Below are 15,530 nucleotides of genomic sequence, written 5' to 3'. Positions count from 1 at the left end.
CGAGCCCTGGTCAGCGCGCCGGCGATGTTGCGGTCGTCACAGCCGCTTCGCTGCTCGAGAAGATGATAACCGCGAACAGCAGAACGCCGGCAAAGGCGATGAGCGACGAAACGGCGACGATCGGCTCCATGGCGGCGTTGCCGGAGAGCAGCAGATAGAGCGACGGGATCAAGACGGCCACGCCGAAGGTGTAGACGGCATACTGGATCATCGCCAGGCGCCTGGCCGCCTTTTGCGGATTGAGCGCATGGTAACCGCCAAAGATTGCCATCGTCACCCAGCCGAGCAGGTTGGCATGCGCATGCGCACCGGTGGCGGCGTGATTGCCCGAGATCGACATATGCAGGCCGATTGAGATGCCCAGGATCAAAAAGATAATGGCTGTCTTGAAATAGAGATTTGCAATACGTGGCATTTTTGGATTTCCCCCTGTTGCCGGTGGAATTTTAGCATGTTCTCCAAGAGCCGAGAACGGCCCGATAGAAATGCCTTTGGAACTTGCAAGCTGTTCCCCACGATACACGTAAAATGAGTGCTGCTTCGAACGCAGAGCACGCTCTCCGGGCGTTCAGCCTGCTCCCAGAACGGAACCAACAGAGGCCTTTCGGCATTCGATAGGAAGTGAAATGCAATTTGCAGCGCGCCTCCGCCTTCAACACGCGAGAAAATCGCTGCGATAACTTGAATAGCTGCATGATCTTGTCGTCAAAACGGCCAATTATGCAGCGGAGGATCGTGATATGCTTGGAACTGTCCTTCTCGTTATTCTGATCCTGCTCCTGATCGGAGCGATCCCGGCCTGGCCCTATTCGGCCAGTTGGGGGTACGGCCCTTCCGGGCTTCTCGGTGTGGTGGTCGTCATATTGTTGATCCTGTTGCTGATGGGCAGGATATGAGGCCTACAGTGCCGCGCGCCTTACGAGGCGCGCAAAGGTCGCTGTAGCACCCGATCGAGGCGCCCGCCGGGCGTTCACCAAGCCGCGCCATCGATGAGGCGGTGCGGGATATCTTCCCAGACCGAGCGGTCGAACATCCGCAGGTTGACGCCCATCTTCGCCGAACCGCGGCCGATCGGCGACCAGTGCGTGGTGCAGCCGCAGATGCCGCAATGGAATGCGGTGAGCGTCTTGTCGCCCTGGACATAGCCAACGAGGCGCTTGTTTTCGTCACTCACAGTCACGTCGCTTGGGGCGTAGTAGCCCCAGAGGGTGCCGAGCCGGCTGCAGAGCGAGCAATTGCAATCGCCCAGGGTTTCAGGGCGGACCGGTACCGTGATGCGGACCGACCTGCAATGGCAATGGCCTTCGATCATGAGTGCGTCTCCTGGTCTGCCTCCGGGCGATCCGCGGGGTAGTCACGCCTGAACCATTATTGAGCTTATTCGATCGCAGTCCAGCGGCGACACTCCCGCCGACCCTTCTTCTGCTCGTGCAACAGAATGTTCGAAGCTCGGGCTCTAGATCGCGATGACTTTGGGTCGAAACGACCCAAAGTCATCGCGATCGATTCTAATGAGTTAGAGCGGGATGCGAGCGGAAAACCGCGCACACTTTTCCTCATCCCGCTCTATCCAGAAAACGGGGAAATCGCCACGGATGACACCACCGAGCACATCCGGTGCGACTGCGCCCGAGATATCGGCGATGCTGAAAGAGCAGGTCATGCTGATGGCCGAGCTCGACCGCCGGCGGCGGACAGACATTCTGGCGCGCTATCGACCCTATGCCAAGCAACGGGAATTTCATGCGGCCGGAGCCAGCTATCGAGAGCGGCTGTTCATGGCGGGCAACCAGCTCGGTAAGACGCTGGCCGGAGCGGCCGAGGCGGCGATGCATCTGACAGGGCGCTACCCGAACTGGTGGCAGGGGAGGCGCTTCGACAAACCGATCGTCATGCTCGCCGGCTCGGAGTCCTACGAGCTGACGCGCGACGGCGTCCAGCGGTTGCTCGTCGGCCCGCCGCTCAACGAGGCGGATTGGGGCACAGGCTTCATTCCGAAGGCAACGATACGCGCCACGACGCGGCGCTCCGGCGCCTCGGGGGCGCTCGACAGCGTGACGGTGCGGCATGTCTCCGGCGGGGCTTCAACTTTGCTTTTCAAGGCCTATGAGCAAGGCCGCGGCAAATGGCAAGCGAATACGGTCGACTATGTCTGGTTCGACGAGGAGCCGCCGGAAGACGTCTATTTCGAGGGGATCACGCGCACGAACGCGACGCGCGGCGCGATTGCAGTGACCTTCACGCCGCTCAAGGGCCTGAGCAACGTCGTGGCGCGATACCTCATGGAAAAATCGCCGGACCGCGAGGTCATCACCATGACGATCGAGGACGCGGAGCATTATACGCCCGAAGAGCGTCAGCGGATCATCGAAAGCTACCCCGCGCATGAGCGGGAGGCACGTACAAAGGGTGTCCCGGCGCTGGGATCGGGCCGGATTTTTCCGGTGACGGAGGAAGCGATCCGCGTCGAGCCGTTCGACATACCTAAGCACTGGGTGCAGATCGGCGGTCTCGACTTCGGCTGGGATCATCCTTTCGCGGCCGTGGGCTGCGCCTGGGACCGTGACGCCGACGTGTTCTACGTGACGAGGATCTATCGCGAGCGGGAGGCGACGCCGATCATCCATGCGGCGGCCCTGAAACCCTGGGGCGCCTGGCTTCCCTTCGCCTGGCCGCATGACGGCTTGCAGCACGACAAGGGAAGCGGAGAGCAGCTTGCGGCGCAGTACCGCGCGCAGGGGCTGCCACTCCTTGCGGAGCGGGCGACCTTCGACGACGGCACCAATGGCGTCGAGGCCGGACTCTCCGACATGCTGCAGCGCATGCAGACCGGGCGCTGGAAGGTGTTTTCCACCTGCGCGGAGTGGTTCGAGGAGTTCCGCCTCTATCACCGCAAGGACGGCAGGATCGTCAAGGAGCGCGACGACCTGATCTCCGCCTCGCGTTACGCGCTGATGATGAAGCGATACGCGAGAGCCAACAACGGCAATGCAAACTGGAATTTCACCGCCCGAAAGGTTCTCTGATGGCCGCAATGACCGATGAACGCCTCTGCGCCCTTGTCAGCCAACTGGTCAAGGACTGCGAAAACTATCGTGACGAACTCGCCATCGATCGCATCAGGGCGATGGAATATTACGACGGCACGATGAAGGACGTGCCGGCGGATGCCAACCGCTCCAAGGTCGTCTCCCGGGACGTTCGCGCCGCAGTCAAGAAGGTGCTCCCGTCGCTGATCCGCACCATACTCGGCAACGACAAGGTGGTGGAATATGCGCCCGTCAATGAGGGTGACGAAGCGGCAGCAGAGCAGGCGACCGACTACATCAACTACGTAGTCTTTCCCGAAAGCGACGGCTACGACGCCGTGCAGGATGCGGCGCATGATGCGTTGAAGCTTAGGAATGGCGTGATCCGCTGGTGGTACGAGAAGCAGACGTCGGTCGCGGTCTCGACCCACACCGGGCTCGACGAAGCGGCGCTTGTTCAACTCATTGGGGACGACGAGGTGGAGGTCGTGGAGCAATCCAGGACGACCGAAAAGATCGAGACGCCGCAAGGGATGGTGGAGCAGCCGAGCTACAGCGTGAAGATCCGCCGCCGTCTGGAGCGGGGCACGCCGCGGCTGGCGGCCGTGCCTCTCGAGGAATTCCTCATCCACCCCGAAGCGATCTCCATCGCGGATAGCCCGATTGCCGGCATTGCCACGCGCATGCGCCGCTCGGACCTGATCGCAACGGGCTACGACCGTGACCTGATCGAAGGCTTGCCGGCCTCGACCGGTGACAGCGGGCGCGACGACGAGGAATTCACCCGCAGACGCGGCGTCTTCGAGGCGAAGGACGCCGTGCCGAAGGCGCTGGAGGAGGTGGATTACTATGAGCTCTATGTGAAGGTGGACGCGGACGACGACGGCATCGCGGAACTGCGGCGGCTCGTCCTCGCCGGCGGCACGGGCGAGGAGCACCTGCTTTCGAATGAGGAATGGGACGAGGTGCCGTTCGCCGACCTGATCATCGAGCGGCGGCCGCACCAGCGCGAAGGCGGCTCGGTCACCGACGACATGGCGGAGATCCAGCGGGTGAAGACCGTGCTGATGCGCCAGACGCTCGACAATCTCTACTGGCAGAACAACCAGCAGCCGATCGTCCAGGAAGGGGCGATCGCCAATCCGGAGAGCGTCCTCAACCCGAAATTCGCCCAGCCGATCCGCGTCAGCCAGGGGATCGATGCGCGGGCGGCGCTCGGCTACACGATGGTGCCGTTCGTGGCGAAGGAATCCTTCGCGATGCTCTCCTACCTTGATCAGGAGGCGACCGATCGCACGGGCATTTCCGACGCTTCCAGCGGCCTCGCACCGGACGCGCTGACGAACATGACGGCGCGGGCGACCGCACTAATCGAGCAGGCGGGCATCGGCCAGACGGAACTGATGGTGCGCACCTTTGCGCAGGGCTTGAGGCGCGTGTTCAAGGGGCTGCTGCGCCTCGTCATCAAGCACCAGGACCGGCCGCGCGCCGTGCGGCTGCGCGGCCAATGGGTGACCTTCGATCCGCGCCACTGGAATGCCGAGATGGATGCGACGGTCAATACCGGCCTCGGCGCCGGCACGCGCGAGCGCGACATGATGATGATCCAGATGATCCAGCAGCTTCAGGAAAAGCTGCTGATGACGCTCGGGCCGGACAATCCGTACGTCTCGCCGGACAATCTCTACAACGGCATTGCCAAATCGGTGGAGGCGGCGGGGCTGAAATCGCCCGACCTCTATTTTACCAAGCCGACGCCGGAGGAGATCCAGCACCGGATGCAGGCAAGCGCCAACCAGCCGAATCACGAGATGCGGAAGCTTGAGATGCGGGCGCAGGCTGACGCCGAGAAGGCGCGGCTTTCCGCGGAGAACGACCGGCGCAGGCTGGAGATCGAGCGCGAGTTGAAGCTCGCCGAAATCCAGCAGAAGGGTGCGCTGAAGCGCTACCAGATCGACGCCGAACTACACCTGAAGCGACAGCAGAATGCTGCGGAGATTGTAGGCAGCGAGCCGCTGACGACGGCGCATATCGGAGGGATACCGGGGTGAGACGAATCAGTGACTTTGACGACTTTTATGAAGCGCCGCTGGGCCTGGGCGGCGCCCTGGAACTGCGCGATTTCGGCGAGGAAGCCAACAGTCGTTCGCCGAACTGGGGCCGTCACGCAAGCCGGCATAGCTGGGGCGGCGAGGAATTCGCCCAGGCGCGGCCGCCTACTAGGCGCGGTCTCCCGGCAAGAAGCCCTGCGCAAGAACAGATGGCGGATCAAATAGGGATACTTATGAGGCAGATACGACGCCTCAATCCGAATGAGGCGTTTCTGGAACCGCCGGGCGGTTCCTCTTCCGTCCAGGCCAGAGGCAATTTGCATCGGCGGCTGGAAGAGCTTCAAAGAGCTCAGATTGTGGACCCTCGCACTGGGCTGCCTATTCAGCGTTACATCGTGGACCCAAGAGGCAATATCGCCTTCGAGCCGCTGGGAGGAAGTACGGTTCCTGGTGCAAATCCTGTCGATACACACACGCGCTATTCGAATGGCTCCAATTACCATAGAATGAATCCGCGAGGGCATTGGTATGATCCCACGCCGCATGGGCATGGACATCTTATGGGTACGGGCAGAGGTAAGAACAACCAAGGCCCGTCACTCGACATCTATGGAAACGTAGTGCCCTACGACAGTCCCGAAGCGCATTGGCCGATAAGGTAGGAAGAATGAATCCGGACGAATTCTTGCGCAGCATTTACCTCGGCGACCGCGCCTGCAAGGTAATCGTGCTTGACGGTTGGAAGAAGGAGGTCAAGATCCAGATCGATTCGATATCTCGTCTTCGGTCAGGAACGTGGAATTACGATGAAAACATCCATGACGGTTTCCTAGTGTTCGAAGGAGTCGATCACATTTCCTTCGATCCGCCTGGCATAATTCCCAATGATGATTTCGGTGATATCGAATTCCTGGGTTTTGAAGACGGTCGATTCACAGTGATGATCGATATGGGTTTTTGTGACGAAGCTGGCGTTTACGGTTCCGTGAAAACCAAAATCCGGGCGAAGGCCGTGGCGATCGAGAAGCCGGGCGAGGAAGGCACGCGGATTAGGGACTAAAAGCCTCTCGGCGAGGCAACCTGCATTTCAACGACGAATCGGACGAGGTGCCGTTCGCCGACCTGATCATCGAGCGGCGGCCGCACCAGCGCGAAGGCGGCTCGGTCACCGACGACATGGCGGAGATCCAGCGGGTGAAGACCGTGCTGATGCGCCAGACGCTCGACAATCTCTACTGGCAGAACAACCAGCAGCCGATCGTCCAGGAAGGGGCGATCGCCAATCCCGAGAGCGTCCTCAACCCGAAATTCGGCCAGCCGATCCGCGTCAGCCAGGGCATCGATGCGCGGGCGGCGCTCGGCTACACGATGGTGCCGTTCGTGGCGAAGGAATCCTTCGCTATGCTCTCCTATCTCGACCAGGAGGCGACGGACCGCACCGGCATTTCCGACGCCTCGAGCGGGCTCGCACCGGATGCGCTGACGAACATGACGGCGCGGGCGACGGCGCTGATCGAGCAGGCAGGTATCGGCCAGACGGAACTGATGGTGCGCACCTTTGCGCAAGGGCTGCGGCGCGTTTTCAAGGGGCTGTTGCGCCTCGTCATCAAGCACCAGGACCGGCCGCGCGCCGTTCGACTGCGCGGCCAATGGGTGACATTCGATCCGCGCCACTGGAACGCCGAGATGGATGCGACTGTCAACACCGGGCTGGGCGCCGGCACGCGCGAGCGCGACATGATGATGATCCAGATGATCCAGCAGCTTCAGGAGAAGCTGCTGATGACGCTCGGGCCGGACAACCCCTACGTCTCGCCCGACAACCTCTACAACGGCATCGCCAAATCGGTGGAGGCGGCGGGTCTGAAATCGCCCGACCTCTATTTTACCAAGCCGACGCCGGAAGAAATCCAGCGACGGATGGACGCGAGCGCAGGTCAGCCCAACGCTGAGATGCAGAAGCTGCAAATGCGGCAGCAGGCCGACACCGAGAAGGCGCGACTTTCGGCGGAAAACGATCGGCGCAGGCTGGAGGTCGACCGCGAGCTGAAACTTGTCGAGATCCAGCAGAAGGGTGCGCTGAAGCGCTACCAGATCGACGCCGAACTAAACCTGAAGCGACAGCAGAATGCCGCGGAAATGATCGGCGGCGAGCCGCTGGCGGCGGCGCATATCGGGGGGATGCCGGGATGAAGAGAAGGCTAAAGCTCTTTCTTTAGATGGCGCCGGGAACGGCGAGTGCACTTAAGTCAAGCGACTTCGGCGATGAGGCGAGCAGTCATCTGCCTAGTCGGGGCGGGAAAAACCGCACCGAGCGTCGAAGTGGCGGATACTTGCATTCTCGACACCAAGCCGATGTATGCCAGATCGCTCCTAGATTTAGCACATTGAATTGCGCAATCACTCGCGCCAATGCTCGGCGACCCACAGGCTTGGGCGAATATAGTGGCGCAGATAGCGAAACGGTTTTTTCTCCCTTCGTTCCGGAGAAAACAGACCGCGGACATGGCCGAGCGGTGTGGCGGCGCGGCCCTTGTAGCCGAACTGACCGTCGATCGCGTGCTGCGGCAGAAGCCCGCGCGGGAAGAGAACGATCCGGGCATCGGCCGGCAGGCGCGGCGCCAGATAGTAGTTCAGCGGAAACGGCCAGCGGCAGTCCTGGCGGAAGTGCAGGACATGACGTCGCGGGAAGAACTTGGCCCGGCCCGGCGCGTTGCGCGTCACGAAGCGCTGCTCGAAGCGATACTCATCGGCGACACCTTGGGGATCAGTCCGGAACTTCTCCTGCAACGGCACGAGCTTGCCGACCGGGAAGCGGAACACCGACGTCTGCCCGAGCCGCTCGAAGGGCGTCGTCTGGTTGACGGCGAGCACCACGTCATCCGGCCCGCCGGCCTCGAAGAAACTGTCGAGCGACCCGACGATGACGACGTCGAGGTCGAGGAACAGCACAGGTCCTTTGAGATTGCCGAGCTTCGGCCCCCAGAGTCGCGCCTTCGGCCAGATGCCTTTGGTGTTGGTCGGCATCTCGACATCGAGCGGCGGCAGGTCCTCGCAGACAATCTCGGGGCGGAGGTTGTCGCGGCTGTCGGTGAAGCAGGTGAAGGTGAAGGGCGGCGTGATGTTGCGCGCCACCATGGCATAGAGTCTGTTGATGAAGGGGCGCCATATTTGGTGCCCCAGCTGATGCAGATCACCTGCTTGACGCCGCCGCTTGCCGCCAGAACGCTTGTCATGGATTGTCGCTTCTCTCGTATCCGTGCCTGCCGAAAGCGCCTTCCCGAACTGGCGTTCGTACCGCCGGAACCGGTGGTATGGCGGGGAGCTTGCAGACGATCGATCAAACCCCGGGTGACTTAAAGCAGGAATTGCCGACAGCTGGCAAGATGCGGCGCCGATGCCGTTATCCGAGCCGACGAGTTCGCACCGGCATTTCGAGCATCTAATGCAGGTGCTCAAGAGTGTGCAGCAGTTTTGGCGCTTTAGTTAGCGAACTGTTCCAAGAGAAGAATCAGTGGTCTTCTGAGGGAAAGGCGGTTAAGGGATTCGGTGTCTGCCGCAGGCAGCAATCGCGGGAAAGACGTGAGTTTGATGCCCCCGGGGGTTGAAACATCTCGCACCCCAAAATAGGGCTAGTATTATGAAAAGTCTTCGACGCATCTCGCTGTTCTTCGTCACGGCTCCGCTCGTTCTGTCCTCATGCAGTGAAACGGGTACGCCAGCCGTACCCGTGCGGGGGACGGTCAAAGGTAACGCGCCTGTATCCCAGCCTGTGGCCCGGCCAGGTCCTCGGCAATGCACGACACCTGATCAGATCTGCGCCTATGGTATCGGCCCTGCGGGTGCACCATGTTCCTGTTGGGCAACCGACGGAACGCCGGATATAGGCATCACGACGACAGGAACGCAGCTTTCCCCCGAGCGTGACTAAACGCGGCTCGGAGGCGGCTGGTCGTCTTCGGAACGCACCCACTCATCTTCGGCAAATCGACGGTGCTACTATCCGGCTCGCATCCCCGCGCAGCCGAGGGTGCCTGCACCACACCCTCCCGAACGGTCGGTAAAAACTCAAGACAACAAGCAATCCTGCCGCTTGCCCCGCTCGGTTGGTCGGTCGGCTCGCAAGAAAGAGCAGTGAGATGAAGCCAGAGGAAAAACAGGCGGCGGCGCGGGCGCTTCTCGACAATCCGCTGTTCGAGCGATTGATGCAGGAGTTGGAGGCGGCGGCCATCAACGGATGTATCAACGCGCAACTCACGGACCATGAAGCGCGGGCCGCTTTCGCGGCCGAAGCGCGGGCGGTCCGCAACTTCTGCGCAAAACTGAAGTTCCTGACGGAGCAGGCTAAAACCGAAGGCACGAACGCGCCGCTATGAAGCGAGATCGAGCGCGGTTGGCCTGCCGCCTTCAAGCGCGTTATTGCCAAACCGATTCATGAAATCGGTGCAGTATTAAGTATCGCGAATTTCCCGCTGCGGGAATGCGCGAGAGCGGCATTCCGTGCCGAATTTCTCTCAAGAGGTCTTTCCATGATGAACGATAGTGCCAACCCGCCTTTCGGCGGGAGCAAAGCCGTTGTCGGCTCGCATGAGCCCGCAAGCTTCGACAAGCTCGACTTCCGGGAGCCGGACGAGGCCAAACTGCCAGATGAGGACGAAGAACGCCGGGACCGCGAGACCATAGACGACGTTCACGAGCAGGACGATCCTGACGGCGAAGGCGACGAACCAATCCTTGCTGACGAGGAGGAGGCAAAAGATGAAGTCGAGAACACGATCGTCACGCTGGAGAGCGGGGAAGAAATTTCGCTCGAGGAACTGAAACTCGGCTACATGCGGGACCGGGACTACCGGCATAAGACTCAGAATCTCGCTAACCGCGAGCGGATGCTCGAAAGCATGAGCAGCCGGGTCGCGGTTACGGCCAATGCCGTTGCGGAACTGATCTCGGCCCAGATTCCCCCGGATCCGCCGGAGGAGCTGAGGCTCCACGATCCGGAGACCTATCAGCGACAGTGGGCGCTACACCAGGCGGGGCTGAAGCAGCTATTGCGGGTAATGGCGCTCGGCGAAGAACCGGCGGGCATTGCGGGGGCGCTTCAGGACGCAGCGAGCGAAGAGAGGCTCGTAGGAGAAAACGCCAAGCTTCTCGAAGCCTTTCCGCAGACCGGGCAGGATGAAGGGCGGCAAGCCTTCTTCGCAGACGCTTTCGAGGCGGCGAGAGAACTCGGCTTTACCGACGAGGAGATTCGCGAGGTCGTCGACCACCGGCTCTTCAAGCTTGCCCACTATGCCAGGCTCGGGCTTCTTGCGAAGCGAGCGAGGGCAAAGGCCTTGCAAAAGGTGGCCGTGGCACCGGCCGCGGCGCCGCGGACGAAGGCGAAGAACCAAGCACAGCGTCAGCAGCGTGAAAGTCGCGAGGCAATGCGGCGGCTCGCGAGAAGCGGGTCGATCCGCGACGCGATGGCGGTCGATTTCGAATAGCGACCGGAAGACCTGGGCGGACAGCGCCCCCTTGCGTGACGGAGGGTAGGCGGCTTCGAGAACGGCTACCCAAGGCAAAGGTACCCCATCAAAAATCATCGGCTTCCGCGCCTTCTCGGCCGAGCGGCCGGTGCGTCTCATCATAGAAGGATCAGGAAATGGCAGTTCTAACCAATACATTCCAGACGACGCAGGCCGTCGGCAATCGCGAGGAGCTTTCCGACGTGGTGTCGCGCATCACGCCGGAAGACACACCGATCTATTCGCTGATCGAAAAGGGCAAGTGCACCACCTATCACCCCGAATGGGAGACGGACGAACTGGCCGCGCCCGGCGCAAATGTCCGCGAGGAAGGCGAGGAATACGCCTTCGGCGCAATCACCCCACCGAAGCGGCTTGGCAACTATACCCAGATCATGCGCAAGGACTGGATCATTTCCGCGACCCAGGAGGTGACGGCGGAGGCCGGTAACGTGCAGAAGCGCAAGTACCAGAAGCTAAAGAAGGGCGTTGAAATTCGGAAGGACGTGGAGTTCGCGATCGTCGACACGAACGCAACCGTCGCTGGCAGTACGCGTGAATTCGGATCGCTCAGCACCTGGATAGTTAGCAACGCTTCAAGGGGCGCCGGTGGCGCGAATGGCGGCTTCAACATTGGCACCGGTCTTACTGTGGCGCCGACCGACGGCACGCAGCGTCCCTTCACCAAGGCCATCCTCGATACCGTGATGCAGCAGGGCTACCAGAACGGTGCCAACTTCCGTCACGTCTCTGTCTCTCCCTATGTCAAATCAGTTTTCGTCACCTTCATGTCCGACAGCAACGTCGCGCCGTTCCGCTATGCGGTGTCGCAGGGAGGCGAACGCAACACCATTGTCGCGACGGCGGACTATTACGAAGGCCCTTTCGGAACGGTGATGATCCACCCGAACCGGGTGCAGGCGGTGAATGGTGGAGTCGCCCGCAACGCCTTCTTCATCGACTCCGACATGCTCTCCTTCCTGTGGCTGCGCCAGATCCAGGAGGACCGCGACGTGGCCAAGACAGGCGATGCCGACAAGGGGGTCATCATCGGTGAGGGGACGCTGAAGGTACACAACGAAAGGGGCCTTGGCGTTGCCGCTGACCTCTTCGGACTGAGTTCCGCCAGCTAGTCCAGCTTCGAAGTTTCAGCTCAGTACGCCGACTGCGTGTCGGTCCCTGTTTCCGGAGAAATGAATGACAGACACAAAGACGACCACGGTACCCGTTAAGCTTCTCTATGATACCTGGGCGATTGGAGAAGAACGGATTCCAGCTGGCACCGTACTCGATTTGCCAGTCAAGGCGGCAAAGATTTTGATCGCGCAAGGAAAAGCCGAACGCAACGATCCTCTTCCAGGTGACGAAGGATGATTGTACGCGACGGCGAATGGAAGCTCTTCGACTATGATTTTCTGACCGGCCGCTCCGTCTGGGTGATGGAGGATGGCAACAGGACCCATTGGCGGACGGACTATCCGGTCGAAAACCTCGTCCGCCAGAACGAATTCAGCCGCAATGCGACCGCCGGTAACGCCTTTGGCGAATGGACCAAGGTCGCCTCGGTCCCGCTCAATGTGGCGCATTCCGAAAACCTGGTTCGGGCGCATTCCGAAGGTGACGACCGCTACGTGAAGCGGTGGCTCAACGACGGCGACAACCGCGCCTGGCGCAGCTTCGAGGGACATCTATGACCATATCCGACTATGCGTCGCTTCTCGTCGACGCCGGCGACTATTCCGGCCGCGACGACGTCACCCACCTCTTCCCGCGTTTTCTTGCGCTCGCGGAGCTCAAGCTCAACCGCGTGATGCGCGTTGCCGACATGGAAAGGATGGTAACGGTGCCGCTGACCGACGGCGAGGGCAGCCTGTCGGCGGATTTTCTCGAGGCGCGGCAGGTGCTTGCCGCCGACGGCCGGGTGCTCCGGGCGCTGCCGCTGCAGGAACTGGGCCGTCACGCAACTTCCGGGGGCGGGCCGATCGGCTATGCGATCGTCGGCAGTGCCATCCAGGTGCGGCCGAAGGGAGCCGAGGACATCCGCCTCACCTACTATGCGAAAATCCCGCCGCTGACGGCCGTCGCACCAAGCAACTGGCTGATCGAAAGGGCGCCGGACGTCTATCTGTATGCGCTCGTCGAGGAGATTGCCATCTGGGAGCGCGACGCCGGCAAGGCGGGCGCGGCCGAGGCACTGAAACGCCAGGCAATGGCCGGGCTCGGGCTTGCCGACGAGCGCCTGCGCTGGGGCAACGCCGAAACGGTCATTGGAGGGCTGACGCCATGACGCTGCTGACCCTGATCAACGACGTCGCGGACATCGTTTCGCTCGACCGCTTCGACAGTGTCTACGGCACGACCGATCCGAACGCCCAGACGATGGTGGCGCTCGCCGAGGAGGCGGGCGCCGAGATCGCCCGGCGCGCCGACTGGAAGCGGATGCTTAAGACGCATGCCGTCTCCGCTTCGCCTGAGATATTGCCTGCTGACTATCAGCGGCTGGTGCCGGGCGGCGCAGTGCGGGCCGCGGACGGCCGCTTCTTCCGGCCGATCACCAACGGCGCGCAATGGGCGGTGATCGTCGGTGTTGCGTCCGCCGAACCCTATTGCCACCTAAGCGGCCGTGAGATGCTCGTCTCGCCGGCCGCTTCTTCCGCCGGCGCGACGATCGACTACCTCTCGCGAAACTGGGTGCTCGGCGATCCTTACGAGGAGCGCGATACTTTTCGCGCCGACGACGACACGACGCTCTTTCCGGAACGGTTGCTGAAGAAGGGGCTGATCTGGCGCTGGAAGCGGCAGAAGGGCCTGGCTTTCGAGGACAACCTCGCCGAGTTCGAGGCGGATCTCCTGCAGGAGATCAATGCGGACAGGGGGATCTCATGATGAGAGTTCGCCCTGGCCACCTGCCGCAGACCAACCGCGGATCGGTGAGCATCGGCCGATCGCAGACCTCTCAATCCGTGATCTTTCCGGCGCCGAAAGGTGGACTGGTCACCAGCGCCGACATGGCTTCGCAGGCACCGGGCTCAGCCACCGTGCTTACGAACTTCCTGCCGACGCTTGCCGGATGCAAGATCCGCGGCGGCTCACGCAAGGTCGGGCTCGCGGCCGACGGCGGCGCCATCCGCAGCGCCTTCAAATACAAGTTTGGCAACAACGAAAAGCTGTTCATGGCGACGGCTACCGCGATCTACAACATGACAGCCCCGGCTGCCCCGCCGGCGACGACGGCCGCGGCGGTGAGCGGCCTTGCCGGCGGCGACTGGTGCGCCTTCCAGCACACCACCGCCGGCGGTTCCTTTCTCGTCTGCCTCAATGGCGCGGACACGCGCCGCATCTATGACGGCACTGCCTGGACAACGACGCCGACGATCACTTTTCCAGATGCGACGGCCATGGCTGAGCTCAACTACGGCTGGCTGTTCAAGAACCGCGAGTTCTTCCTGAAGAACGCGACGCTCGACGCTTACTACCTGCCGGTGAACGCGATCGGCGGCGCGGCTGCCGTGTTCCCGCTCGGCGGCGTCATGAAGAAGGGCGGCTCGCTCATCACCGGCTTTTCCTGGTCGTTGGAAAGTGGCGACGGCCTTTCCGACCTCTGCGTCTTCGTCTCGACGGAAGGGGAGATCGCCGTCTATGCCGGCTCCGACCCGTCGAGCGCCAGCGATTTCGCGCTGAAGGGCGTCTACCAGATCGGCAAGCCGCTTGGAAAGAACGCCTGGATCCGCGTCGGCGGCGACGTGCTGATTGCGACCTCGGACGGGCTGACGCCGATGTCGCAGGTGTTCCAGCGCGATCGGCAGGCGCTGAGCCAGGTTTCGATCTCGCGGCCGATCGAGGACGACTGGAGGCAGGCGGCGAACGCCACCGGCTCCGGCTGGACAATCAAACCCTGGGCTGAGCAGAACCTAGTCTTCGTCGCCTTTCCGGACAACAGCGTCGTCAGCGACAAGACCTTTGTGTTGAACGTGCTCAGCGGGCGCTGGGCGACGATCAGCAATTGGCGGGCCAGCTGCTTCGAGACGCTGCAGGGCGGGCTCTTCTTCGGTTCGCGCGATGGCTATTGCTGGCAGGGCGACACCGGCGGCACCGACGACGGGCTGACTTTTGCCGCCAGCTATCTCTCGCAGTTCACGCCGGCCGGTCAATTCGGCCAGCGCACGGCGGCGACGATGGCGCATATGTATTTGCGCGCCAAGACCCGGCCCAAGGTACAGCTCTTCGCCCGCGCCGATTTCGACAGGACCACGCCACCCTTCGACCGGGTGACGGAAGGCGACATCGCCTCGCCGGAATGGGACGTAGGCCTTTGGGACGTGGCGCGCTGGGACGGCGTGTCGCAAGCGCTGCGCTACGACTTTCGCCAGAACGTCCGCGCCAGCGGCGACATGCTGGCGGTCGGATGCGTGATCACCTCCGGCGGCGCGGTGAAGCTCGACATCGAGGTCGATCTTGCGACGCTGCAGGTCGCGGCCGGGGAGGCGAGTGCTTGAACATCATCTGGGGCGGGGCGGGGGACCCGGCGACCAACGAAGCGATCGCCGGCTTCGTCGCCGCCCATATCGACGGCTGCGGACGCGGCTTTGCCGACTTCACCACGCTGGGCGTGACGGCGGAGGGAAGGCTCGTCGCCGGCGTCGTCTACCACAGTTATTCGCCTGAAGCGGGCGTCGTCGAGCTTTCGGCCGCCGCCACCAGCAAAGGCTGGCTGACGCGGCCGGTGCTGAAGGCCATGTTCGGCTATCCCTTCGACGAGATCGGCTGCCAGATGGCGGTGCTGCGCGTCTCGGAGGAGAACGCCGGCATGGTCTCGATCGCCCGGCGTTTCGGCTTCACAAGGTACCGCATCCCCCGCCTTCGCGGACGGGAGGAAGCGGAAATCATCTTCACTCTGACCGACAACGACTGGCGGGCCCATCCCGTCAACCAACGATAGGTGCTCC

Annotated in this window: 15 protein-coding genes and 2 pseudogenes; 14 read left to right on the top strand and 3 right to left on the bottom strand. The window is 62.2% G+C overall.

Annotated features, from left to right (window positions below; all coding sequences use genetic code 11):
• Nucleotides 1-10 precede the first annotated feature (10 nt).
• The gene (locus NGR_RS20765) at nt 11-415 is read right to left on the bottom strand and encodes a hypothetical protein (RefSeq protein WP_012708435.1); all 405 of its coding nucleotides are present in this window, start codon (nt 413-415) and stop codon (nt 11-13) included.
• Nucleotides 416-740: 325 nt separating this feature from the next.
• On the opposite strand from NGR_RS20765, the gene NGR_RS20760 reads away from it, so the two are divergent.
• Complete coding sequence (locus NGR_RS20760) at nt 741-896, top strand: DUF3309 family protein (protein WP_012708434.1); 156 nt, start codon at nt 741-743, stop codon at nt 894-896.
• Between the two features lie 74 nt (nt 897-970).
• Here the strand turns inward: NGR_RS20760 and NGR_RS20755 are convergent, their stop codons facing one another.
• Complete coding sequence (locus NGR_RS20755) at nt 971-1,312, bottom strand: GFA family protein (RefSeq protein ID WP_012708433.1); 342 nt, start codon at nt 1,310-1,312, stop codon at nt 971-973.
• 283 nt (nt 1,313-1,595) lie between these two features.
• Between NGR_RS20755 and NGR_RS20750 the strand changes: the two genes are divergently transcribed.
• From NGR_RS20750 to NGR_RS20735, 4 genes and pseudogenes are all read left to right on the top strand, one after another.
• Nucleotides 1,596-3,026 carry a terminase large subunit domain-containing protein gene (locus tag NGR_RS20750; protein ID WP_164924376.1) on the top strand — a complete coding sequence of 477 codons (1,431 nt, stop codon included), beginning with the start codon at nt 1,596-1,598 and terminating at the stop codon, nt 3,024-3,026.
• Nucleotides 3,026-5,080, top strand: coding sequence for a portal protein (locus NGR_RS20745; RefSeq protein ID WP_012708431.1), 2,055 nt, complete (start codon nt 3,026-3,028; stop codon nt 5,078-5,080). The genes NGR_RS20750 and NGR_RS20745 overlap by 1 nt, the downstream gene beginning before the upstream one ends.
• Nucleotides 5,081-5,747: 667 nt before the next feature.
• Nucleotides 5,748-6,140, top strand: coding sequence for a DUF6258 family protein (locus NGR_RS20740; RefSeq protein WP_012708429.1), 393 nt, complete (start codon nt 5,748-5,750; stop codon nt 6,138-6,140).
• Nucleotides 6,141-6,157: 17 nt separating this feature from the next.
• A pseudogene (locus tag NGR_RS20735) lies at nt 6,158-7,273 on the top strand (portal protein); the annotation flags it as partial.
• Between the two features lie 207 nt (nt 7,274-7,480).
• On the opposite strand, the pseudogene NGR_RS20730 reads toward NGR_RS20735, so the two are convergent.
• Nucleotides 7,481-8,316, bottom strand: a pseudogene (locus NGR_RS20730) (glycosyl transferase).
• A 903-nt stretch (nt 8,317-9,219) separates the two neighbouring features.
• Between NGR_RS20730 and NGR_RS20725 the strand changes: the two are divergent.
• The 9 genes from NGR_RS20725 to NGR_RS20690 all read left to right on the top strand — a co-directional run bounded on the left by NGR_RS20725 (nt 9,220) and on the right by NGR_RS20690 (nt 15,523).
• Complete coding sequence (locus tag NGR_RS20725; protein WP_012708426.1) at nt 9,220-9,456, top strand: hypothetical protein; 237 nt, start codon at nt 9,220-9,222, stop codon at nt 9,454-9,456.
• Between the two features lie 153 nt (nt 9,457-9,609).
• A complete protein-coding gene (locus tag NGR_RS20720; protein WP_012708425.1) occupies nt 9,610-10,563 on the top strand; it encodes a hypothetical protein in 954 nt (317 codons plus the stop codon).
• 158 nt (nt 10,564-10,721) lie between these two features.
• On the top strand, nt 10,722-11,717 hold the full coding sequence (locus NGR_RS20715) for a DUF5309 domain-containing protein (protein ID WP_012708424.1): 996 nt from the start codon (nt 10,722-10,724) through the stop codon (nt 11,715-11,717).
• Nucleotides 11,718-11,781: 64 nt separating this feature from the next.
• Nucleotides 11,782-11,958, top strand: coding sequence for a hypothetical protein (locus NGR_RS32405; RefSeq protein ID WP_165447156.1), 177 nt, complete (start codon nt 11,782-11,784; stop codon nt 11,956-11,958).
• Nucleotides 11,955-12,278: a hypothetical protein gene (locus NGR_RS20710; RefSeq protein ID WP_012708423.1), complete on the top strand. Its 324-nt coding sequence runs from the start codon at nt 11,955-11,957 to the stop codon at nt 12,276-12,278. Before NGR_RS32405 ends, NGR_RS20710 begins: the two co-directional genes overlap by 4 nt.
• Entirely contained in the window at nt 12,275-12,871 is a 597-nt protein-coding gene (locus tag NGR_RS20705; protein ID WP_012708422.1) for a phage adaptor protein, read from the top strand. Before NGR_RS20710 ends, NGR_RS20705 begins: the two co-directional genes overlap by 4 nt.
• On the top strand, nt 12,868-13,470 hold the full coding sequence (locus tag NGR_RS20700) for a hypothetical protein (RefSeq protein ID WP_012708421.1): 603 nt from the start codon (nt 12,868-12,870) through the stop codon (nt 13,468-13,470). Before NGR_RS20705 ends, NGR_RS20700 begins: the two co-directional genes overlap by 4 nt.
• Complete coding sequence (locus tag NGR_RS20695; RefSeq protein ID WP_432654030.1) at nt 13,467-15,080, top strand: hypothetical protein; 1,614 nt, start codon at nt 13,467-13,469, stop codon at nt 15,078-15,080. The genes NGR_RS20700 and NGR_RS20695 overlap by 4 nt, the downstream gene beginning before the upstream one ends.
• Complete coding sequence (locus NGR_RS20690) at nt 15,077-15,523, top strand: GNAT family N-acetyltransferase (protein ID WP_012708419.1); 447 nt, start codon at nt 15,077-15,079, stop codon at nt 15,521-15,523. Before NGR_RS20695 ends, NGR_RS20690 begins: the two co-directional genes overlap by 4 nt.
• Nucleotides 15,524-15,530: the final 7 nt, after the last annotated feature.

The organism is Sinorhizobium fredii NGR234 (genome assembly GCF_000018545.1).
GTDB classification, from domain to species: domain Bacteria; phylum Pseudomonadota; class Alphaproteobacteria; order Rhizobiales; family Rhizobiaceae; genus Sinorhizobium; species Sinorhizobium fredii_A.
This window is presented reverse-complemented; position numbering and strand designations above follow the sequence as displayed.